Origin of the sequence: Sulfurospirillum sp. 1612 (assembly GCF_036556685.1) — a bacterium.
In the GTDB taxonomy this organism is placed as follows: domain Bacteria; phylum Campylobacterota; class Campylobacteria; order Campylobacterales; family Sulfurospirillaceae; genus JAADIZ01.
In genome coordinates, this window is the sequence record NZ_CP140614.1 from 966,914 (window position 1) to 987,052 (window position 20,139).

The 20,139-nt window shown below is 38.2% G+C and carries 22 protein-coding genes; 13 read left to right on the forward strand and 9 right to left on the reverse strand.

Annotated features, from left to right (window positions below; all coding sequences use genetic code 11):
• Both SFB89_RS04815 and SFB89_RS04820 read left to right on the forward strand, forming a co-directional pair.
• Positions 1-951, forward strand: a complete 951-nt coding sequence (locus SFB89_RS04815; protein WP_331775813.1) for a thiamine pyrophosphate-dependent enzyme — start codon at positions 1-3, stop codon at positions 949-951.
• A gap of 67 nt (positions 952-1,018) precedes the next feature.
• Positions 1,019-1,612: an MBL fold metallo-hydrolase gene (locus tag SFB89_RS04820; RefSeq protein WP_331775814.1), complete on the forward strand. Its 594-nt coding sequence runs from the start codon at positions 1,019-1,021 to the stop codon at positions 1,610-1,612.
• On the opposite strand, the gene SFB89_RS04825 is transcribed toward SFB89_RS04820, so the two are convergent.
• From SFB89_RS04825 to SFB89_RS04835, 3 genes are read right to left on the reverse strand one after another with little or no spacing between them, the layout of a single operon-like run.
• On the reverse strand, positions 1,613-2,176 hold the full coding sequence (locus SFB89_RS04825) for a hotdog domain-containing protein (protein WP_331775815.1): 564 nt from the start codon (positions 2,174-2,176) through the stop codon (positions 1,613-1,615). It abuts the gene before it with no gap.
• A 41-nt stretch (positions 2,177-2,217) separates the two neighbouring features.
• Positions 2,218-3,117, reverse strand: a complete 900-nt coding sequence (cmoB, locus tag SFB89_RS04830; protein WP_331775816.1) for a tRNA 5-methoxyuridine(34)/uridine 5-oxyacetic acid(34) synthase CmoB — start codon at positions 3,115-3,117, stop codon at positions 2,218-2,220.
• Positions 3,117-3,326, reverse strand: a complete 210-nt coding sequence (locus SFB89_RS04835; RefSeq protein WP_443082177.1) for a hypothetical protein — start codon at positions 3,324-3,326, stop codon at positions 3,117-3,119. The genes cmoB and SFB89_RS04835 overlap by 1 nt, the downstream gene beginning before the upstream one ends.
• Positions 3,327-3,380: 54 nt before the next feature.
• Here SFB89_RS04835 and SFB89_RS04840 point away from each other — a divergent pair, with 54 nt between their 5' ends.
• The 4 genes from SFB89_RS04840 to SFB89_RS04855 are packed head-to-tail and all read left to right on the forward strand — an operon-like array spanning position 3,381 to position 6,942.
• The gene (locus SFB89_RS04840; protein ID WP_331775818.1) at positions 3,381-3,938 is read left to right on the forward strand and encodes a LemA family protein; all 558 of its coding nucleotides are present in this window, start codon (positions 3,381-3,383) and stop codon (positions 3,936-3,938) included.
• Positions 3,935-4,879 carry a DUF3137 domain-containing protein gene (locus tag SFB89_RS04845; protein ID WP_331775819.1) on the forward strand — a complete coding sequence of 315 codons (945 nt, stop codon included), beginning with the start codon at positions 3,935-3,937 and terminating at the stop codon, positions 4,877-4,879. Before SFB89_RS04840 ends, SFB89_RS04845 begins: the two co-directional genes overlap by 4 nt.
• Positions 4,876-5,652 carry an EI24 domain-containing protein gene (locus SFB89_RS04850; protein ID WP_331775820.1) on the forward strand — a complete coding sequence of 259 codons (777 nt, stop codon included), beginning with the start codon at positions 4,876-4,878 and terminating at the stop codon, positions 5,650-5,652. Before SFB89_RS04845 ends, SFB89_RS04850 begins: the two co-directional genes overlap by 4 nt.
• Before the next feature lie 12 nt (positions 5,653-5,664).
• Positions 5,665-6,942, forward strand: a complete 1,278-nt coding sequence (locus SFB89_RS04855; RefSeq protein WP_331775821.1) for a Xaa-His dipeptidase — start codon at positions 5,665-5,667, stop codon at positions 6,940-6,942.
• Here the strand turns inward: SFB89_RS04855 and nth are convergent.
• Positions 6,929-7,573, reverse strand: a complete 645-nt coding sequence (gene nth, locus SFB89_RS04860) for an endonuclease III (protein ID WP_331775822.1) — start codon at positions 7,571-7,573, stop codon at positions 6,929-6,931. The two genes, SFB89_RS04855 and nth, sit on opposite strands and share 14 nt — an antisense overlap.
• Positions 7,574-7,671: 98 nt before the next feature.
• On the opposite strand from nth, the gene SFB89_RS04865 reads away from it, so the two are divergent.
• The 4 genes from SFB89_RS04865 to hisD are packed head-to-tail and all read left to right on the forward strand — an operon-like array spanning position 7,672 to position 11,781.
• Positions 7,672-8,484 (forward strand): peptidylprolyl isomerase, encoded by an 813-nt coding sequence (locus tag SFB89_RS04865; protein WP_331775823.1) that lies wholly within the window; start codon positions 7,672-7,674, stop codon positions 8,482-8,484.
• Positions 8,485-8,495: 11 nt separating this feature from the next.
• Complete coding sequence (gene fbaA / locus SFB89_RS04870; RefSeq protein WP_331775824.1) at positions 8,496-9,572, forward strand: class II fructose-bisphosphate aldolase; 1,077 nt, start codon at positions 8,496-8,498, stop codon at positions 9,570-9,572.
• Positions 9,573-9,602: 30 nt separating this feature from the next.
• Positions 9,603-10,514 (forward strand): 1-aminocyclopropane-1-carboxylate deaminase/D-cysteine desulfhydrase, encoded by a 912-nt coding sequence (locus SFB89_RS04875; RefSeq protein ID WP_331775825.1) that lies wholly within the window; start codon positions 9,603-9,605, stop codon positions 10,512-10,514.
• Positions 10,495-11,781: a histidinol dehydrogenase gene (hisD, locus tag SFB89_RS04880; protein ID WP_331775826.1), complete on the forward strand. Its 1,287-nt coding sequence runs from the start codon at positions 10,495-10,497 to the stop codon at positions 11,779-11,781. The genes SFB89_RS04875 and hisD overlap by 20 nt, the downstream gene beginning before the upstream one ends.
• A 594-nt stretch (positions 11,782-12,375) precedes the next feature.
• Here hisD and SFB89_RS04885 read toward each other — a convergent pair.
• From SFB89_RS04885 to tgt, 4 genes are read right to left on the reverse strand one after another with little or no spacing between them, the layout of a single operon-like run.
• On the reverse strand, positions 12,376-13,182 hold the full coding sequence (locus tag SFB89_RS04885) for a glucosaminidase domain-containing protein (RefSeq protein ID WP_331775827.1): 807 nt from the start codon (positions 13,180-13,182) through the stop codon (positions 12,376-12,378).
• Between the two features lie 2 nt (positions 13,183-13,184).
• Positions 13,185-14,234, reverse strand: coding sequence for an alcohol dehydrogenase family protein (locus SFB89_RS04890; protein WP_331775828.1), 1,050 nt, complete (start codon positions 14,232-14,234; stop codon positions 13,185-13,187).
• Between the two features lies 1 nt (position 14,235).
• Positions 14,236-15,522 (reverse strand): TAXI family TRAP transporter solute-binding subunit, encoded by a 1,287-nt coding sequence (locus SFB89_RS04895; protein WP_331775829.1) that lies wholly within the window; start codon positions 15,520-15,522, stop codon positions 14,236-14,238.
• Entirely contained in the window at positions 15,522-16,646 is a 1,125-nt protein-coding gene (gene tgt / locus SFB89_RS04900) for a tRNA guanosine(34) transglycosylase Tgt (RefSeq protein WP_331775830.1), read from the reverse strand. Before tgt ends, SFB89_RS04895 begins: the two co-directional genes overlap by 1 nt.
• 133 nt (positions 16,647-16,779) lie before the next feature.
• Between tgt and SFB89_RS04905 the strand changes: the two genes are divergently transcribed.
• A complete protein-coding gene (locus tag SFB89_RS04905) occupies positions 16,780-17,538 on the forward strand; it encodes an AraC family transcriptional regulator (RefSeq protein ID WP_331775831.1) in 759 nt (252 codons plus the stop codon).
• A 64-nt stretch (positions 17,539-17,602) separates the two neighbouring features.
• Positions 17,603-18,232 (forward strand): LysE family translocator, encoded by a 630-nt coding sequence (locus SFB89_RS04910; RefSeq protein ID WP_331775832.1) that lies wholly within the window; start codon positions 17,603-17,605, stop codon positions 18,230-18,232.
• Here the strand turns inward: SFB89_RS04910 and SFB89_RS04915 are convergent.
• Positions 18,229-18,528, reverse strand: coding sequence for a hypothetical protein (locus SFB89_RS04915; protein WP_331775833.1), 300 nt, complete (start codon positions 18,526-18,528; stop codon positions 18,229-18,231). The genes SFB89_RS04910 and SFB89_RS04915 overlap by 4 nt on opposite strands.
• Before the next feature lie 192 nt (positions 18,529-18,720).
• Between SFB89_RS04915 and SFB89_RS04920 the strand changes: the two genes are divergently transcribed.
• Positions 18,721-20,130, forward strand: a complete 1,410-nt coding sequence (locus SFB89_RS04920) for a COG3400 family protein (RefSeq protein ID WP_331775834.1) — start codon at positions 18,721-18,723, stop codon at positions 20,128-20,130.
• The last annotated feature ends 9 nt before the right edge of the window (positions 20,131-20,139 follow it).

The following is a 20,139-nucleotide window of genomic DNA, read 5'->3' on the forward strand; positions in this document are numbered from 1 at the left end:
ATGAATAAAGAAATAAGAAATTTAAAACAGTTTTCAACATCCAATGACCGATTTGAAGGGGCGCATTTATTGTGTCCGGGATGTGCCCATTCCATTATTGTAAGAGAGTTATTAAATTGTACTGATGACAATCTTGTCATTGCCAATGCAACAGGATGTTTGGAAGTTTGTACCGCAGTCTATCCGCATACTTCTTGGGATGCGTCTTGGATTCATATTGGATTTGAAAATGCTGCGACATCTGCAAGCGGTGCTGAAGCGATGTATAAAGCATTAAAACGAAAAGGAAAATTAAAAGACCCCGATAAGCCTGTCAAATTTGTTGCCTTTGGTGGCGATGGTGCGACGTATGATATTGGATTTCAATTTTTAAGCGGTGCGGTAGAACGGGGTCATGATTTTACGTATGTTTGTCTTGATAATGAAGTCTATGCCAATACCGGTGGTCAAAGAAGTAGCTCCACTCCTATTGGTGCGAGTACGACGACAACACCAGCGGGGCGTATTAGCTATGGCGAGAAAAAAATGAAAAAAGATATCGTCTCGATTATGGCGGCCAATGGGGCTCCTTATGTCGCCCAAGTTTCACCAAACAAATGGAAAGATATGGTGAAAAAATATCAAAAAGCATTGAGTATTGAAGGACCTGCTTTTATCAATGCGATGAGTGCGTGTACGACAGAGTGGAAATTTCCTTCCAATGAAACGATTCAAGTGAGTGATTTGGCGACGGATTCTTTGGTCTTTCCTCTTTATGAAATCGAAGAGGGGCATAAATTAACCATTACGTATCGACCGAGAAAAATCATCCCCGTACGCGATTATTTAGGCGCACAAGGACGTTTCAAACACCTCTTTAAAAAAGAAAATGAATATTTGATTGAGGCCATGCAAAAAAGTGTCGATGCAAAGTGGGAATTATTGCAAAGACGTGAAGAGGCGGGCGTCTAAAAAATAGGTATAATGTCATAGCTGAGAAATACTTTGCTATGACATTATGAGATATGAGGACAAGATGATGGATATCAAGAAAAAACCTTGCGGTGCTTATATGACAAACTGCTATATTGTAAAAATTGGTGCGGTTGAATTTATTATTGACCCGGGTATGGGTGCTGATGTTTGGGTCAAAGAGAACGTCACAAACCCGGTGGCCATTTTAAATACGCATGGACATTTTGATCATGTTTGGAGCAATAGTAGTCTAAAAGATTATTATAATATTCCAATTTATGCACCCAAACCCGATGTATTTATGCTCCAAAATGATCCTTTTGGACAAGGTACTCCTCCGAGTGAGGCAGATGTAGAGGTTGAAGGTGATGCCAGATTTGAGATTGCTGATATTCCGATACAATACTATTTTTTTCCCGGTCATACCCCAGGATGTAGTGCCATATTGATAGAAAATGCACTCTTTAGCGGTGATTTTATCTTCCAAAACTCGATTGGGCGAGTGGATTTTCCTTATAGCAGTCCTGAGGATATGAAAGCGAGTATTCGCAAATTTTTACAGATGAAAGAAGATTATATTATTTATCCCGGACACGGCGAGAATACAACCGTATTGACAGAGCAAAAGAGTGTGGGGGCTTGGTTGAATTATATTTAACTATCCAAGGCGTGCGTGATAGTCTGTATTGATATTTTTTAGCTTTGTTTTTAAGATATGTTTTTCTAATACAACAGCTTGAAAAATACCCTCAAAGATTTTGATTTCTCCGATTTCACCGGTGACATTGACTTCACGTTTTCGGGAATCTTCAAATTTAGCTTTGGCTTTAAAATCTATAATATCGCCACTTTTTGCGGGTGCCAAAAATTTACTTTTTGCTGCGATAATGACGAGGTTTTCTTCATTGATAGCAGCGATTGCTGCATATTCTGCTGCACTGGCGATAAAACCATTGTGCACGAGTCCTAGCATATCAACACTCATCTCCTGAGTCGTATGAAATACCGTCTGTGCAAAACTATTTTCTAAGGAGGTGATTTGTCCCGAAAAAGTTGATTTTAGTTTTTGGTGGGTATGCAGGTCATCACGCAAGTCATGTTCACGCTCTAGCATACTTTCTGATTCATCTAAATCATTAAAATCATTTTCAAAACTCTCTTCTTGAGTCTCAGTAAACTTATTAAGTTCTTCTGATGCTAATGCGTGCGCGGCTTGGGGCATAGTATATCCTTAAATTTATCGTTGAAAGTAATATCGGTAAATTAAATTCTTATTTTAACGTACGCACGTTTTGGTGCAGGATATCCCTCTATAGTGAGCTCATGATTGTTAGGGTCGAGAAAATTATCCAAACTCTCTCCTTCAATCCATTTTGTTTTTCGTTGTTCCTCAAGATCAGTTTTTTTGATACACAAAAGTTCAAATGTACGAAATCCAGCACGCTGGCACCAATGTTGTAGCGCGGTCACTGTGGGGATAAAATAGATATTGGGAATTTTTGAGTAGCGATCTTGTGGTGTGAGGCACATCGGTGCATCTCCATCGATGATAAAAGTATCCAAAATCACTTCACCCTCAGGATTCAACCCTTTTTTGAGTGCTTTTAGTGCACTGATTGGATCACTCCTGTGATATAAAACCCCCAAACAAAAGATGACATCAAATCGCGTCTCATAAAAAGGCACATGCTCGATGCCTAAAAGTTCATAAGTGATAGGTGCTTTGATAAAATGATTGATAAAATCAAATTGTGTTTTATAGTGAATTGAGGGGTCAAATCCGACCAATTTTTTGGGATGTTGCTCCAACATACGGAAAAGATAATAACCATTATTACACCCAATATCAGCGACGCATTTATCTTTCAAATCCAAATAAGGCTCTAAAAGATTGTACTTGATTTGACTTTGCCATTCGCTATCGATAAAGGTACCAAAAACATTAAAAGGTCCTTTTCTCCAAGGTCTGAGCATCCATGCAAGCGCATCAATCTTTTTTTTCTCTGTCTCTTGAAGGGTACTCTCTTCTAGTGTGATAATATCACTAAAGCTCACTCTACTTGGTTGTATGTTTGGCAGGGCTGCGAGGTGTTCTCGTAGTGGTTTGATATTTTTCCACTCGTTCCATTTTTCGCGCTCTTTTCTAATGGTGTTCAAATCCATTACTGTGCAATCTCGTCATAAGTGGTTTCAATTTTTTTCTTGACATCTTTGTATTCGATGAGATTTTTATCACATTTTTTGTGATAAATACCCATACCATCATAATACTCATGACAATCATTATAATAATTGTTTGAGATACCTCGATCATTCACATATAAACATCCACTCAAAAAAAGTGGTATAATAATCATTAATACTATTTTCATAAGATTATGATAGCATTTCATAGATGATAAGGTACTTAATTTGAAAGGGTCTATATGACGACAGTTTTGATTGTGATATTGGTAGTAGTAGTTGCGTTGGTATTGATGTACAACTCTTTGGTCTCTAAAAAGAATCAAGTAGAGAATATTTTTGCTAGTTTAGATGCTGTTTTGAAGAAAAGATATGATTTGATTCCTAATCTTGTCGCCAGCGTGGGTGAGTACATGGAACATGAAAAAAGTATCCTAGAAGAAGTGACAGCACTGCGCACAGCTGCAAATAAAAGCAATATTAGTGATGATGAGAAGATGGAGCTTGATACTAAAGTCACGCAAGTTTTGAAATCTATCATGATAGCTGTTGAAAACTATCCCAATCTGAAAGCGAATGAAAATGTCTTGCATCTTCAAAAAACGCTCAATGAAATTGAGGAGCAAATCTCAGCAGCAAGGCGGGCATATAATCAAGCTGTGACAGATTATAACAACGCGCTTGAGATGATTCCGACCAATATCGTAGCCTCATGGATGCATTATTCTGCGAAGAGAGTATTTGAAATCAAAGAAGACGAACGAGAAAATGTGGATGTGAAACAACTCTTTGATAAATGAAAAAAATCAGTGAATTAACCGAATTTTATTATCGCGAACTGCATCCCATTTTGGTGCAGCTAGAAAAAAAGCGTACCACGATTCGTTTCAGGCTCATCTTAGTAGCGTGTGCATTGTTGTTATGCGATTTGATTTATCTTCGTTATGCTCGCGTTGATTTTATCATGATGCTCTCAATCAATGCGCTGATTGCCTTTGGGATGTATCGTTATTTGATGCGTGGCTATAAAGATGATTTTAAAGATAACGTCATTTTGCCATTGATTCATCACATCGATGCCAATCTTGTATATATGAAAAAATCTCATATTGACCAAAAAAGTTTTGAACAATCTAAAATTTTTACAGAAACGCCTGATGGATTGAGTGGTAATGATTATATCTATGGCAAGATTGATGATATCATGATAGAACTCTCAGATGTGCATGCATGGAAAAAAGAGCGTAATGCCAAAAATAAAATCACAATCAAGACCCTCTTTAAAGGGCTTTTTATTGTTTCAGAATTTAATAAAAGCTTTAAAGGGACCACGGTGGTATTACCCGATGTGGCACAGAGTTCTTTTGGTAATCTTGTTGGCGGATGGCTGCAATCTCATAATCTTCACCGCGAAGATTTAGTGAAGATGGACAATGTCCTATTTGAACAGCAATTTGTCGTCTATGGGAGTGATCAAATCGAAGCACGCTATATCCTCTCGCATGCTCTGATGAAGCGATTATTGGAGTTTCAAGAGCGCTCCAAACATCGCATTTGCGTCTCTTTTGTGAATGCAAAAATCTACTTGGCAATCGAATATAATAAAGATTTGTTTGAACCCAGTGTGTTTCGCTCCCTTTTAGAGTACAAAACAGCACTAGAATACATCGCCACGTTGCATTTAGCGATTGGTATTGTTGAGGAATTACAATTAAATGAAAAATTATGGAGTAAGGCATGAATGAAAACTTATTGACACAAAGTATCAAAGATTATTTAACCCCCAAAATGCTAAAGTATGCCATCCTTCCTTTTGTTGTGACGATGGTGGTGATGTATGTCATCTTTTTTGGTCTTGCGGGCATGGGATTGGACCAACTTCATACAACGATGGATGTGAATACGACGCATACTACAATCGTCAATGGCATTCCCCAAACCGATACGTTTAGCGCGCATCTTCAAAATTCCTCTATCATCAAATTTTTGATGAATTACACCATTACGTCATGGCTTGCAGGATTTTTGATTTATGCCATCGGAGGATTTTTTATTCTCTATTTTTCTATTTTTATCGCGATTATTGTGATTGGGTTCATGACCCCTTTTGTGATGAAAGAGTTGCAAAGAAGACACTATCCTGAAGTCAAGATGATTGGATATTCAGGTGTTTTTGAGAGTATTTTTTTGGTGATTCAGTGGGCTTTTGTCATGATATTGCTTTTTGTAGTATTGATTCCACTCTATTTTATACCATTATTGAATATTATCGCATTTAATGTGCCTTTATATTACTTTTTTCACAAGATGTTAGTGTTTGATGTCGCATCGCATATTGCAACGCGAGAAGAAGATAGAAAAATACGGTATCTTAATAAAACGTCGCTGCGTATCAAGACGGTATTATTGTACCTTCTTTCCTTGGTACCATTTGCCATATTTTTTGGTGCGATTTTTTATGTGATATATTTGGGAAATACCTATTTTACAGAAATAAAAAAAATTAGAAATTAGGAGAATGAGAGAATGAACAGTGTACTCGATTATTTTAAAATTATATCCAAGATTCCACGATGTAGTTTTAAAACTGAGAAAATGAGAGCGTTCCTTGTAGAAGAGGGTGAGAGACTCGGTTGTGAAGTGAGCACGGATAAAGCGGGCAATGTATTATACAAAAAAGGCACGCCTAAGATCTGTTTGCAATCGCATTATGATATGGTCTGCATCGGTAAAGCGCCACATTTAGAATTGATTCAAGAAGGGAATATTTTAAGAGCCAAAGATTCTACCTTAGGGGCGGATAATGGCATGGGCGTGTGTATGATGCTCTATTGTATGCAAAAATATGAGAATTTAGAGTGCTTGTTTACCTCAGATGAGGAAGTGGGATTGATTGGAGCGACAGAGCTTGAGTTACCGATTGTTGCCCCTTATGTCCTCAACCTTGATGGGGAAGATGAAAACGAAATCTATACCGGATGCGCCGGTGGTACGGATATGGAAGCCGTGATTGATTTGAAATATGAAGATTTATCTCCTGATGCAACAGTTTATGAAGCCAAAGTTGTCGGTCTCAAAGGCGGGCACAGTGGCGTTGAGATTGATAAAAATATTGCCTCTAGTATCAAGGTGATGGCACGATTTTTATCACAATGCAATGGGGAACTTATCCATCTTGAAGCGGGTGAACGACGCAACTCGATTGCCAAACATGCCAAGGCGATTTTTACGAGCAGCGAACGGGTTCAAAGTGATGATGAGCATATTGTCATCACAGAGATAAAAAATACTTTTTCAAAAAAAATAGAAAATTCCCAAGCCATTATCAAAACCTTGCAAGCCTTTCCACAAGGAGTGAGAAGTTGGAACCGTGAATATGGCATACCTGAAGATAGCATCAATTTAGGTCTTGTAGAGATGAGTGAAACCCAACTCAAAGTCATCCTCTCCCTACGATTTTTAAATGATAAAAACAGTGCGATATTAGCAGATGAAACGCGTGTATTTTTTGAATTGTGCGGGTTTTCAGCCTCCATATTGTCTACTCATGTGGCATGGACGCCGACGATTGGTGAATTTTCTCATACTGTCAAAGATATCGTCTCAAAATATGTGCCTGGTGCACAATTCAAGGCGATTCACGCCGGACTTGAATGTGGCATTTTATTGAGCAATTGTGCGCAGGTTAAAGAAGCTATCTCCATAGGACCTAATATCAGATCTCCACACTCCACGCGAGAAGAGTGCGATTTGGATTCTGTGGAGCGTATTACCCAGGCTGTTGAAGAAATTATCGCGCTTTAAAGCCCTCTTTACTTTTGCAATAAGCATTCAAAATACAATCATCACATTTTGGGTTTTTGGCCGTGCAGACATAGCGGCCAAAGAGTACCATCGCCTGATGGAGGATATGAAGGTTGTCTTTGAATGCTTTGGTGAGATCGACTTCTGTTTTGATTGCGGTTTCAGATTTGCTGAGTCCCAAACGATGTGCCACACGGAACACATGGGTATCTACTGCCATAAGATTTGCTTGAGAGTATTCTATCATGACAACATGGGCGGTCTTTTGACCGACTCCCGCTAGAGAGATGAGCTTTTTCTCATCTAAGGGAATCTCACCTTCAAAATGTTCCATGACACTTTTTGCCATTTGGATGATATTTTTCGCTTTATTGTTAAAAAATGAGCATGACTTGATAATCTGTTTGACTTCATCTAAATCAGCCATGGCTAAACTGGACACATCCGGATAGGTTTCAAAAAGTTTTGGTGTGATGAGGTTGACACGCTTGTCCGTACATTGGGCGGAGAGAATGACCGATATGAGGAGCTCATATAGATTTTTATATTTGAGTTCCGTGACGGCATTATCGTAATTTTGAATCAAAATCTCTTTGATTGCTTGTATCTCTTTTTTTGTTGCTTTTTTCATGCTGCGTATTTTATAGCATTTGGAATTAAAAGAAGATTTATTAATTATTTAAAATAATAGAGTATAATTTTGGCGAAACTAATTTAAAAAGGAATTGTATGAAAAAGATCATTTTTGCAAGTTTAATCGCGATAGTATTCGGCGTGAGTTTGAATGCGACCGTATATGCAACTGTCAATGGGAAAGACATTACAGATCAGGATTTAAAAGTATTATTAAGAAGTATGCCAGGTGCTACCTATGAGCAACTTCCTCCAACCACACAAAAAAAAGTAGTAGAACAAGCTGTTGAGAGAGAATTGTTGGCACAACATGCTGTCAAATCTGGTATTGAAAAAGAAGCAGATTTTCAAAAAGCTTTATCAAAAATCAAAAGTGATTTAGCGTTGGAACTTTGGATGAAAAAAGAGTTTGCACAAGTCAAAGTTGATGAAAAATCAATCAAAGATTATTACAATAAAAACGAGAGCAAATTTGTAAAACCATCACGTGCCAAAGCGAGACATATTCTTTTGAAAACAGAAAAAGAAGCCGTAGCAGTCATCAATGAATTGAAAAATTTAAAAGGTGATGCGTTAAATAAAAAATTCATAGAATTAGCAAAAACAAAATCAGTAGGTCCAAGTGCTAAAGAGGGTGGAGAACTGGGTTGGTTTGACAAAGGTAGAATGGTAAAAGCATTCAGTGATGCTGCATTTGCATTGAAAAAAGGTGCGATTACTATGAAACCAGTGAAAACACAATTTGGTTACCATGTTATTTTGCTAGAAAACAAAGAAGTTGGCAAAAAAGCAACATTAGCAGAAATGAAACCAAAGATAGAATATGCTTTAAAAATGGAAAAATTTAGAAAAAAAGTTTCCGATGAAGCAAAGAGTCTTAAAAAAGGTGCAAAAATTACAATTAAATAAAGGGCGCTCAGATGCAAGGCAAAAAAATATTTGATTTCGTGAAACCAGGGGTTGTGTTTGGTGATGATCTAAAGAAAATCTATGAGGTAGCAAAAGCAAACTCTTTTGCTATCCCTGCTGTCAATGTTGTCGGCACGGATTCAATCAATGCCGTGATGGAAACAGCAAAAGAAGTCAATTCTCCTATTATTATCCAATTTTCATTTGGTGGTGCCAAGTTTTGGGGAGGTGAAGGACTTGATCCTAATGTTTCAGCCATTTTAGGTGCGATTAGTGGGGCATTGCATGTCCATAATCTCTCTAAAGCGTATGGCATTCCTGTCATTTTGCACACCGATCATGCGGCGAGAAAACTCTTGCCTTGGATTGATGGGTTGTTGGATGAAGGAGAGGATTATTTTGCAAAATATGGCAGACCTCTTTTTAGTTCGCACATGCTAGATCTCTCAGAAGAGAGTTTGGAAGAAAATATTACGACGTGTAAAGAGTACTTGAAGCGTATTTCTAAAATCGGAATGTCCATTGAGATTGAACTCGGTTGTACTGGTGGTGAAGAAGATGGCGTCGATAATACGAGCATGGATAACTCAGCGTTATATACTCAAGCCGAAGATGTGGCGTATGCGTATGAAGAGTTGAGTAAAATCAGCGAAAGTTTTACAATCGCGGCATCATTTGGTAATGTTCACGGTGTGTATCGACCTGGCAATGTGAATTTATTGCCAAAAATTTTGAAAAATTCTCAAGATTACATTGAAGAAAAATTTAAAACAGCACCAAGACCGGTCAATTTTGTATTTCACGGTGGTAGCGGTAGTCATCTTGATGATATCGAAGAATCCCTTTCTTATGGGGTGATAAAGATGAATATTGACACCGATACACAATGGGCATTTTGGGAAGGTACCAAAGGTTATATTGACCAATATCGTGATTATTTACAATCTCAAATTGGCAATCCTGATGGTGATGATTTACCAAATAAAAAATATTATGACCCTAGAAAATGGTTGAGAGCGGGTGAAAAAGGGTTGATTAAACGACTCAAAGAAACGTATCGCGATCTTAACTGTATCAACAGAAATTAATACAAGAGCCCCAAGGGGCTCTTCTTTTTGATGACACTACTGCAAACTCCCTTAGAGGCACACTTTTTTTTAAACCGTACTTTTTATATCAAACGAGATGATTTATTACATCCTGATTTTAGCGGCAATAAAGCGCGTAAATTTTACTATTTTTTGAGCCACGATTTTTCACATATCCAGCGCATTGTTAGTTATGGTTCAAATCAATCCAATGCCATGTATTCTTTGAGTGTTCTCGCAAAAATGCGTGGTTGGGAGTTTCTCTATTTTTGTGATCATGTGCCTCATTTTTTGAGACAAAATCCCATAGGAAATTATCGTTATGCCATTGAAAATGGTATGAGACTGATGATATCGCAAAATCGCTATCATGATGCCCATCAATTAGAGGATGATGTTACCTTGGTGATTGAAGAGGGTGGGCGACAAAAAGAAGCAGAAATCGGAATCAAAAATCTTGCGCTAGAATTGTGTGAGGATATCGATAAACAACACCTTGAGAACCCTTGTGTCTTTTTGCCCTCCGGTACCGGAACCACAGCACTGTATTTACAAAAATATCTCCCTTACCCGGTCTATACATGCACGACGGTAGGGAGTAGGGAATATTTAGAAGAACAATGGAATATGGTAGAATCTAGCTGTGAGCATCCTATCATTTTGGATTCTTCTAAAAAATATCACTATGGAAAACTGTATCAAGAAGCTTATGCCCTATGGGCGCGTTTACAACACGAGATGGGAGTGACCTTTGATTTATTGTATGACCCTATTGGTTGGATAAAACTTTTAGAGAATATTGAAAAGATTAAGGGCAATGTGATTTATATCCATCAAGGCGGACTCAAAGGCAATCTCTCGATGCAAGCGAGATATGAGCGAAAATATGGTAAAATGAATGAAAGAATTACGAGGAAAATAGATGCAAATATTAAAAACTGATGATACAAACTTTAATACAGAATTTAAAAAATTACTAGAACGCGGCAAAATGGATATGGAACATGTCTCCAAAATTGTCACGGGCATTATTGATGAAATCAAAAAAGAGGGCAATGATGCCTTAAAAAAACACATTCAAAAGTTTGATCATTGGGAAGTGCTCAATGATAAAGCGCTTGAAATTAGTGTCGATGAGATGAAAAAAGCATACGATTCATTAGATGAGGATTTAAAACACGCTTTGCAGTTAGCCTATGATCGTATTTATGCCTATCATGAAAAATTAATGCCAAAAACATGGATGGAGACTGATGATACTGGCTCGATTCTTGGACAAAAAATCACTGCAGTGGATCGTGCAGGACTTTATATCCCCGGTGGCAAAGCAGCTTATCCGAGCTCTTTATTGATGAATGCTGTTCCTGCTATTGTAGCGGGTGTCAATGAGATTGTTGTCTGTACTCCAGCACCGGGAAATGAACTCAATGCCTTGCTTCTTGCTGCGATGCATTTATGCGGTATCAAAAAAGCTTACAAAGTCGGAGGGGCAAGTGCCATTGCGGCGATGGCTTATGGAACCCAAAGCATCCCTAAAGTCGATGTCATCACCGGTCCTGGCAATATCTTTGTAGCCACGGCCAAAAAACTTGTCTATGGCGAAGTCAATATTGATATGATTGCGGGTCCGAGTGAAATCGGCGTGCTTGCGGATACGAGTGCGGATGCCAATTTGCTTGCGATTGATTTACTGAGCCAAGCCGAACATGATGAGATGGCCAGCTCTATCATGATCACCACCAGTGAGAGTATTGCCAATCAAACCATCAACGAGATTGAGCGATGGCTCAAAACTTTGAGTAGAGAAAAAATAGCCAGAACCTCAATCGAAAATCGAGGGGCTATCATCATCTCAAAAGATATGGATGAAGCCATAACGCTGATGAATGAGATTGCACCAGAACACTTAGAAGTGATGTGTGCCGAACCGATGGAAATTTTACCCGATATCAAACACGCGGGTGCTATCTTTTTAGGACGCTATACCCCAGAACCGATAGGAGATTATATCGCCGGCCCTAATCATACCTTGCCAACAGGCGGAACGGCCAAGTTTTATTCTCCATTGAGTGTGGATCACTTCATCAAAAAATCCTCCATTATTAGCATGAGTGAGACGGGAATCAAAAAAGTCGGAGACAAATGTGTCTTGTTGGCCAAGGCTGAAGGCTTAGGCGCGCATGCGGCATCTGTAGGAGAGCGATTATAAGGCGATATGGAATAAAAAGTATGTTGAAAATCATTAAAAAAATTATTGGCGTAATAACATAATGTTTCACACAATATATCAAATAATATGTTTTGTATATATCTTAGTTGGTTTTATCTTTGCGCATCAAGTTGAACAGGAGAGTAGCAATAAAAAACTGATAGCAATTTACTTATTTATAACGAGTGTTATATTATTAAGTATTTATATGGATTTTTTTCATATACATGGGAAAGAATACACATAATTATAAGAAAAGGAATACGTAAGATAATCCTTTTCATGTGTTTTCTTCTTCTCAAGTTCATAGCGATTTTTTGAAAATTATTATTAAAAATTTTCTATTCAAAAAGGCTTAGATATTCCACATATTTATATGATAGTATTGTCTTTTTTTATTGTGTCGATATTTTTTTGTTGGTTTATCTAAGATACAAGAATGTAAGTATTGATTTTAGACTTGTTGTTCTAGTATCTGTTGTGTCCTATTTAGAAATTATTCCTATGACTAGTGGTCTTTGATACAAATCAAAATAAATTTATTATATTAAGTAGTTCAAAGTTTTTTTTGATAAAACTTATAACCCACAATTATTAAGGTAGTCGGTAATCGTCATACTTTTGCAAATCGTTCTTTTCGATGAGCGTTTTGAGTTGTTGGGTATAAATAGCGCCCATTTCTGAGTAGCTTTTGAGATATTTTATGAGTTCGAGGGGATTTTCATTGGCGGCTCGAGCTTCTCGAAATTTGGCATAAGAACCGACTTTTGAGAGGGTTTGAAAATAATCATATACCGAACCCTCCAATGTTTTGTATTTTTTCAGATAGATGGTTTTGCCACTTCGTGTTTGACCTGCTGCGATGCGGTTGTCGCTTTTTTTAAATGACCAGACCCCAAAGAGATTGTTGGCTTGTGTGAAAAATCTCGAGCTGCCCCATCCACTCTCGATAGCGGCTTGTGCTATCACGACGCTTGGTGCGTGAGTGACGAGTTTTTGGGGGATGAGTGTCTCATCTTTGAGTCTAAAAATTTTTTTATATTTATCGATAATCTTTTGTTCAGATTCACTTCGCGTTGGCAATGCCAAAATTCTTTTGAGTGTTTCGCGCTCTTTGCTAATCTTGCGTTTTGCCAGTAAAATAGATGGCAATAAGATAGAGATAAAGGCCTCTTTTTTCTTTTTTGTAGGAAGGGTCTTTAAAGAGATAACAGAGGTATAAAGGATAGGGGCTACGATGGGTCCATCTAAGAGTTGAATATCGCTTGGCGTATGGATTGCTTTGTAAATAATATGCAATTTACCACTATCATGAGAGAGGCTAAAATACAAGCTGTACATTGTGTATCCCATGGGCAAAGCCAAGAGAATCACAATGATGACAGAGAAGATTCGTTGCATCTTTATGAGACTTCCAATACGATTTTTCCGATGTGTTTTTTCTCTAAAAATTCTTTTTGTGCGGTGACAATATCAAAAAGCGGATAGACCTTGGCGATTAAGGGGCGGATCTCTTCTTTTTCGATACGTTTGATTAGGTTGCTAAAAACATAAGGTTCCAATTCGGTGCACCCAAAAAAATTTAAATCTTTGAGATATAAAGTGCGCAGATCAAGGGTCACTTGGGCGCCACCAATGGCACCGGAAATCGCGTATCTTCCTTTTGGTTTTAGAACTTCTAAAAGTTTTGGCCATGTTGCTCCTCCGACCAAATCAATGACGACATCGACGCTATTTTCTCCTAATACTTGGATGATATCATCATCTCTTGAGATGACTTGTGAGGCGCCCAATGCTTTGATGGCATCAAATTTTTTAGGTGACGTGATGGCGATGACTTTAGTACCACGTGCCAAAGCGAGCTGAATGGCCGCAGAGCCTACACCACCAGAGGCTCCTGTGATTAAGAGCGTATCTTTTTCGCTGACATTGGCACGTGAGAGAAGATTTTCAGCAGTGGAGTACGAGCAGGGGAAAGAGGCCAGTTCAATATCACTGTATTTGCTTTCTATTTTATGTGCATGACGCGCTGATACGACGGTATACTGAGCAAATCCTCCATCGCACTCTGAGCCAAAATACCCTGAATTTTGTAATACTTCTCCATTGATTTCTCTAAGCGAAGGCTCGATGAGTACGCGCTCTCCTATGCGATTTGAATCGACATTTTCCCCAACTTTGACGATATAGCCACATACATCAGCACCCTGAATTCTTGGAAAAGAGAGCGTATCTCCTGACCAACTACTATTTTTTGAGAGATCATCATTTTTGGCATACCAACCAATTCTTGTGTTGATATCGGTATTATTCACTCCCGCTGCTTTGACTTGAATGAGCACTTCGTTGGCTTTTGGTTTTGGTGTGGGATAATCGTGTTTGAGGCTCAATTGATCATAATCACCATGCCCTTTTAGGATGATGGCTTTCATGGTTTTTGGAATGGTTTGCATGTTAATCCTTTGGTTTTTTTAATAATGTATCGATTTTACCCAGTATCAAATTGGCATGTACTTTGAGATCATAATATTCTCCCATATAAGAGAGGGGTATTTTGGTGTCTTTTTGTATCTCATTGAGCATCTTGGTCAAATCTTTTTTGATGGCGATTAAATCTTCTCTTTTTGCATCGATGAGTTTAGAATCCACTTCATGAAGAATTTTGTACCATTTATAGATTTTCGATCGAATACGCCATCGATACAGCGGAAGTGCTCCTTTAAGAAGCGGGAAGAGCAGTGTCAGCAGTGGGATGATCATGATAGTGAGTCTCTCGATAGAATTGGCAATCCAAAATGGAAAGATTCTCTCTAAAAAACTATCGCCCTTTATGAGGTATTTTTGTGCCGCTTCACTCATAGGGATTTGAGTATATTTGCTTGTGGGAAACTCATTTTGTACTGAAAAAATTGAAGCAGGTGCATGTACCGCTTTGGCTGCTTTAATCAGCAACTTAATCAGCACGGGATGTAGTGTTTTAGTAGAGACTAAAGTCGCTGTTGTACCGAGTAGTATACGATTAGAAGAGGGGATATTCTTCTCCAGATTGATGATGCCCTCACCCAAAGTTAAAGCAGAAAGGTAAGAGAATTTTTTGCTGTATGCTTTGGCTCTTTGGAAACTAAAGAGTTTCAAGTTTTTATCTTTTAAGAGATTTTGAATTTTTTGCGAATTGGGTGAAATGACACTAAAAATTGCATCGACTTTTCCCTCTTGGAGTGCTCTTTGGGGATCTTCTCCTTTAAGGTCTATGAAGTGCGTATTGTCTGCGTTGATATTGTTTTCTTTGAGTAACACCTCAGCAAGTGCACGCGTACCGCTGCCGATATCTCCGATGTAGAGCTTTTTGCCTTTAAATTGATAGAGATATTTCAATCGCGCTTTGTCTTTATAGAAAATCCAAAGAGGCTCATAATAAATACTACAAAGTGACATGAGATCTTTGATGTCCCGTTGATTGGCGGTGCCTCCTTGTACGAAAGCCACATCCACTTTGTGTGCTTCAAGCAATGAGAGTGCCTCAACAGAGCCTGCTGTTGGGATAATTTGCAAATCAAATTTCTCTTTTTTTAGGATTTTTTGATATTCAAGCGCATATTTATAATATGAACCCGTGGTTTTTCCTGTCGCGATTTTAATCGTTTTAGGTGCAGGAGGTTCGATAAACTGGTATGAGAAAATAGCGACGATGAGGACGATGAGCCCAAAAGGAAAGAGAATTTTGCACCATTCGCATTTCATTATTTACCCCTTTTTGTATAAAATTCTTTTTTGAATTCTTGAAAACGATTTTTGAGAATCGCCTCTCGAATCTGCTTCATGAGCGTCAAATAGTAGTGCAGATTGTGAAGAGAAGCGAGCCTAAAATAGGTCAATTCACGAGCACGAAAGAGGTGGTTGAGATAGCCACGAGAATAATTTTTGCATGTGTGACAATCACACTCTGGATCGATCGGATCCGAATCCAAGATGTATTTAGCCCCTTTGATATTTAATTTCCCAAAAGAGGTAAAAAGAGTACCATTTCTTGCATTTCTTGTTGGCATCACACAGTCAAACATATCCACACCGCGCTGTACATTTTCGACGATATCCTCAGGCGTTCCCACGCCCATAAGGTATCGAGGTTTGTCTTGTGGCATAAATTCGGTGGTAAATTCGACCGTATCATACATTTGAGAGTTGAGCTCTCCGACACTCAAACCCCCGATGGCAAACCCGTCATAATCCTCTAATGCGCAGAGTTCATTGGCGGAGATTTTTCGGAATTCTTGATCGATACCTCCTTGGATAATCGCAAAGATATTTTGATCGATACCGATGCCTTTTTGTTGTTGTGATGTGTGATAGGTGATGGCACGCTTGGCCCAATCGGTCGTTCTTTTAATCGAGAGTGCGACGCGCTCTTTGGTGGCAGGGAGGGCAACAAGATCATCTAAAATCATCATGATATCAGAATTGAGATTGTACTCAATATCTAAGACTTTCTCCGGTGTAAAATAGTGTGTCGAGCCATCGATATGGGATTTAAACTTGATACCATCGGCATCTGCTTTGGAGATGTCACTGAGACTAAAAGCTTGAAATCCACCACTATCGGTGAGAAAGCTATTGGGAAATTTACTAAAACCGTGCAATCCGCCAAAGTGTTTGACCACTTCATCCCCCGGTCTTAAGTAGAGGTGGTAGGTGTTGCCCAGTATAATCTTAGCTCCCAAAAGCTCCACTAAATCTGTGGCATCTAGACTTTTGACACTTCCCACCGTACCAACTGGCATGAAGATCGGTGTTTGTATCGTACTGTGCGCAGTCGTAATCGTACACGCTCTGGCATTTTGGTCTTTATTATCTATTTGAAATTTCATCTTTGGAATCTATCCTTAATTTATATGAATCATGAAAGACTCCATTTTAGCGAAATCTTTTTTATAAAGAGTTTTGGCACAAAGAGGAGTGTGCTATAATGCTTCTTTAATTTTGGTTTGAAAGAGAATTTTATTGAAAGAGATTACCTATTCTAAGAGCAGTTTTTCAAATAAAGCCTTTGATACCCACTCTCATGATAATTTTTCGATATCTTTGATTACGGAGGGCGCGTGTACTTTTTCTAAGGCTACTACGTGCTACACAGCCTTTAAAAACGATATCAGGATTATCAACCCTCATGAATCTCATGCGATTCTTCGCAGTACGTGGACTCATATTAATATCGTCCCACAACGTGCTTTTATCCAAGCGATGGTGCCTTGTGAGAATATAAAATTTCAATCCATAATACAAGATCAAAAAGCCATAGCACTCTTTTATCTGCTCTATGCATCCTTTTGTGATACTGATGATAAGATGGCGATGGAAATGGCAGCTTTAGAGTTTTTCTCGTATCTGATTGAGCACTATTTGGAGGTTAATATTTTGGATGATGAGCACCCTCTGCCTAGACAATGGCTCAAAAATGCATGCTCCTACATGCAAGCGCATGCCCTCTCAAAAGAGATACGCCTAGATGCCATGACGCAAGAATTGGGAATATCAAAATATCACTTTATCAGAGAGTTTAAAAAGCACATGAATATTTCTCCCTATCGATACCTCCAAAATATCAAGATTAATAAAGCTAGGGCGATGATTGATGGTGGCGTTCAATTTGCAGATATCGCACAAGAGTGTGGCTTTTATGATCAATCGCACATGATAAAAGTCTATAAACAGTTCTACGGACACTCTCCCTCTCAGGTGAAACACCCGTTTGCAAAATAGCAATATGCTCCTATACTTTGAAACACGAAAGATTATATACTTCATAAAAAAATCAGGATAGACTATGGATTTCAATAATTATCTCAGTTATGTGGCCATCTCATTTTTTACGATTACTTCTCCGGGTGCGGCGATACTTTTGGCCATCAATAATGCCATCAACTTTAACCTCAAAGCGGTCTTTCTCTCCACACTAGGCAATGCCATAGGACTGTTTTTGCTCTCTTTAGTAGCGATGTTTGGTGTGGGTGTTTTACTCAAGACTTCAGCGGTGTTTTTTATGGTACTAAAAATCGTAGGGGCGGGATACCTTATCTATCTAGGCTTCAAACAAATCTTCAATCACAAAATGAAATTTGCTTTTGCCAAATCTGGAGCAAAAGTGCATCTTTTTGATAGTAAAAAAGTCTTCCAAAAGGGCTTTTTAGTTGCAGCTACGAACCCTAAGCCTATTTTGTTCTTTAGCGCAATATTTCCACTGTTTTTAGAACAAGACAAAAGTACTCTGTTACAATTTTGTATCATGACCGCGACGTTTATCTTCATCTCTTTTTGCTCTTTGATGTTTTATGGCTATTTGGGAAAAAGGGCGCGCCAACTCTTTTCGGATGAAAAAAGACTGAGGATTTTTTACCGTATTTCGGGCGTTTTATTTATCATGATGGGAGTGGGAATGCTCAGTATTAGCGCTTAAACTTCCCATAATAGCGTTCTTGCTTTTGGGGAACCGGCTAGTTGTCCCAAACTTTCCGGTGCGGGTCTTGGGGATTTTATGGCGTCAAATTCTTGGGCGATGGAGGCACATTTTGGTGAGAAATAGACTTTGACTTCACACTGTAAGCGTCCTTCTGATTCATGACGATAAAAGATTGCCATATCTTCGGGCTGATTTTGTTTTTCATATTGTGATAAAAAACGTTTTTCGATGGCATCTAAGCGCTCTGTTGCCAACATGGCATCGCCAAGATTGCAAGAAAACCAAGAGTCCATTTTTCCTCCTCTTTGCATTGACTACTGTCCTTTATTTTATCACAAACTTTATAATAAAAAGATGGCGTGATGATGGGAGTGATTGTCTTATCATGAGAGAATAAAAAAGGTTACTTTTTCTCTCATAAGTGAGTCTTGATTTCATCTTAGGTATAATATAATAAAAAGATTCTTGACGTTTTTGGAGTATTGATGAAGAATATCCTGATTTTAGCTGATGGTATTTTGGCTAAATATTTTTTAGAAAGAGTGGTGAACCTTCAAGACGGTGCCAACAACTATTCGGTCGTCTACTATGATGCGCGCTCGGTGCCTGAACATAAGCCTGAAAATTTTACATTTCATAATTTTGATCCGACGAGTTTCAAAAAGCTCTCCCTTGTCTTTGATCAAGAATTTTTTCAAGTTATGATTGTCGTCTCAAAGAAAATAGATGCAGAAGCGGCTTATGAAAATATCAGAAAAATCGATCCCAAGATTCAGATTGTGATGGTGGACCGTTGGGGAATTGCGTATGATGATAAAAGATTGTATCTTTTAGATTCTCGTGAAGTTTTATCCTCTCGTTTTACCGATTATTTGCCTGATATGCCAGTCATCGCGCAAAATGTAGGACTCGGACAGGGTGAGATTATGGAGGTGCGTATTCCTACGGGGAGTTCGTATTCGTATCGCCATTTGGGAAATATTGAGCAAAGTACGTGGAAAATTGCAGCAATTTATCGCGCTAATAAACTGATTTTGCCTCGAGATTCTTTGATGATTCAACCCAATGATATGTTGTTGATTATTGGAGACCCCAATGTTTTAAAAAGTGTCTACAAAAGTGCCAAACGTGAAATCGGTCAGTTCCCTTCACCGTTTGGACAGGTGATTTACTGCTTGATTGATATGCTAAAAATGAGTGATAAAGACATCGCCATGATTTTAAATGATGCCATGTTATTGCATTCTAAAATTAACTCAAGACGATTGTATGTCAAAGTGATTAATCCGACCTATTCTAAGCAATTTGAAAAGATTAAAAGTTATGAAGGTGCTAATATTAGCATCAATATAGATTATTATGAGCGCTCTTTTTATCGTGTGCTAAAGCAGGATGTCAAACATGTTGATATTGGTCTCATTATCGTACGTCATGATTTTTTTGTGAAATACATTCGTGAATTTTTTGAAATTAGAAAACCCATCTTTAAGATAGGCTTTTGGGGTTTTTCAGAGCTTAGAGAGGCTGTGATTTTGAGCAATGATAGTGATGATATCGAAAAAGAATCTTCTGCGATTTTTGATTTTTCAAGTCAATTAGATTTGAAAATTAAACTCTACAACTTCAAACCAGAAGGCTCACTAGAAGAGGATGAATTGAGTGAACATTTTAATAACTTATCTAAAATTTTTAACAAAGAAATTGAGATTATCGATTCTCAAAAAAATCCACTATTAGTGCTGAGGCATCGGAGCGATATTGTGCAATTTATCCCCTTTAGCCGAAAAATAGCCCATTCCAATATTTTCTCAATTTTTTCTACTGATATGGATAAATTGTATTTTAAATTGGCCTCAAATTATCAGGTATTTATGCCTGTCACTGTTGATACTTAGGAGAAACTT

What these genes read in the sequence shown, in the direction of transcription:
- SFB89_RS04895 (WP_331775829.1), bottom strand. Translation starts at nt 15,522, where the DNA reads ATGAAATGCGAATGGTGCAAAATTCTCTTTCCTTTTGGGCTCATCGTC.
- SFB89_RS04890 (WP_331775828.1), bottom strand. Translation starts at nt 14,234, where the DNA reads ATGCAAACCATTCCAAAAACCATGAAAGCCATCATCCTAAAAGGGCAT.
- fbaA (WP_331775824.1), top strand. Translation starts at nt 8,496, where the DNA reads ATGCAAGGCAAAAAAATATTTGATTTCGTGAAACCAGGGGTTGTGTTT.
- SFB89_RS04885 (WP_331775827.1), bottom strand. Translation starts at nt 13,182, where the DNA reads ATGCAACGAATCTTCTCTGTCATCATTGTGATTCTCTTGGCTTTGCCC.
- SFB89_RS04850 (WP_331775820.1), top strand. Translation starts at nt 4,876, where the DNA reads ATGAATGAAAACTTATTGACACAAAGTATCAAAGATTATTTAACCCCC.
- SFB89_RS04875 (WP_331775825.1), top strand. Translation starts at nt 9,603, where the DNA reads ATGACACTACTGCAAACTCCCTTAGAGGCACACTTTTTTTTAAACCGT.
- tgt (WP_331775830.1), bottom strand. Translation starts at nt 16,646, where the DNA reads ATGAAATTTCAAATAGATAATAAAGACCAAAATGCCAGAGCGTGTACG.
- SFB89_RS04865 (WP_331775823.1), top strand. Translation starts at nt 7,672, where the DNA reads ATGAAAAAGATCATTTTTGCAAGTTTAATCGCGATAGTATTCGGCGTG.
- SFB89_RS04910 (WP_331775832.1), top strand. Translation starts at nt 17,603, where the DNA reads ATGGATTTCAATAATTATCTCAGTTATGTGGCCATCTCATTTTTTACG.
- SFB89_RS04845 (WP_331775819.1), top strand. Translation starts at nt 3,935, where the DNA reads ATGAAAAAAATCAGTGAATTAACCGAATTTTATTATCGCGAACTGCAT.
- nth (WP_331775822.1), bottom strand. Translation starts at nt 7,573, where the DNA reads ATGAAAAAAGCAACAAAAAAAGAGATACAAGCAATCAAAGAGATTTTG.
- SFB89_RS04855 (WP_331775821.1), top strand. Translation starts at nt 5,665, where the DNA reads ATGAACAGTGTACTCGATTATTTTAAAATTATATCCAAGATTCCACGA.
- cmoB (WP_331775816.1), bottom strand. Translation starts at nt 3,117, where the DNA reads ATGGATTTGAACACCATTAGAAAAGAGCGCGAAAAATGGAACGAGTGG.
- SFB89_RS04825 (WP_331775815.1), bottom strand. Translation starts at nt 2,176, where the DNA reads ATGCCCCAAGCCGCGCACGCATTAGCATCAGAAGAACTTAATAAGTTT.
- hisD (WP_331775826.1), top strand. Translation starts at nt 10,495, where the DNA reads ATGCAAATATTAAAAACTGATGATACAAACTTTAATACAGAATTTAAA.
- SFB89_RS04820 (WP_331775814.1), top strand. Translation starts at nt 1,019, where the DNA reads ATGGATATCAAGAAAAAACCTTGCGGTGCTTATATGACAAACTGCTAT.
- SFB89_RS04840 (WP_331775818.1), top strand. Translation starts at nt 3,381, where the DNA reads ATGACGACAGTTTTGATTGTGATATTGGTAGTAGTAGTTGCGTTGGTA.
- SFB89_RS04835 (WP_443082177.1), bottom strand. Translation starts at nt 3,326, where the DNA reads ATGAAAATAGTATTAATGATTATTATACCACTTTTTTTGAGTGGATGT.
- SFB89_RS04815 (WP_331775813.1), top strand. Translation starts at nt 1, where the DNA reads ATGAATAAAGAAATAAGAAATTTAAAACAGTTTTCAACATCCAATGAC.
- SFB89_RS04915 (WP_331775833.1), bottom strand. Translation starts at nt 18,528, where the DNA reads ATGGACTCTTGGTTTTCTTGCAATCTTGGCGATGCCATGTTGGCAACA.
- SFB89_RS04920 (WP_331775834.1), top strand. Translation starts at nt 18,721, where the DNA reads ATGAAGAATATCCTGATTTTAGCTGATGGTATTTTGGCTAAATATTTT.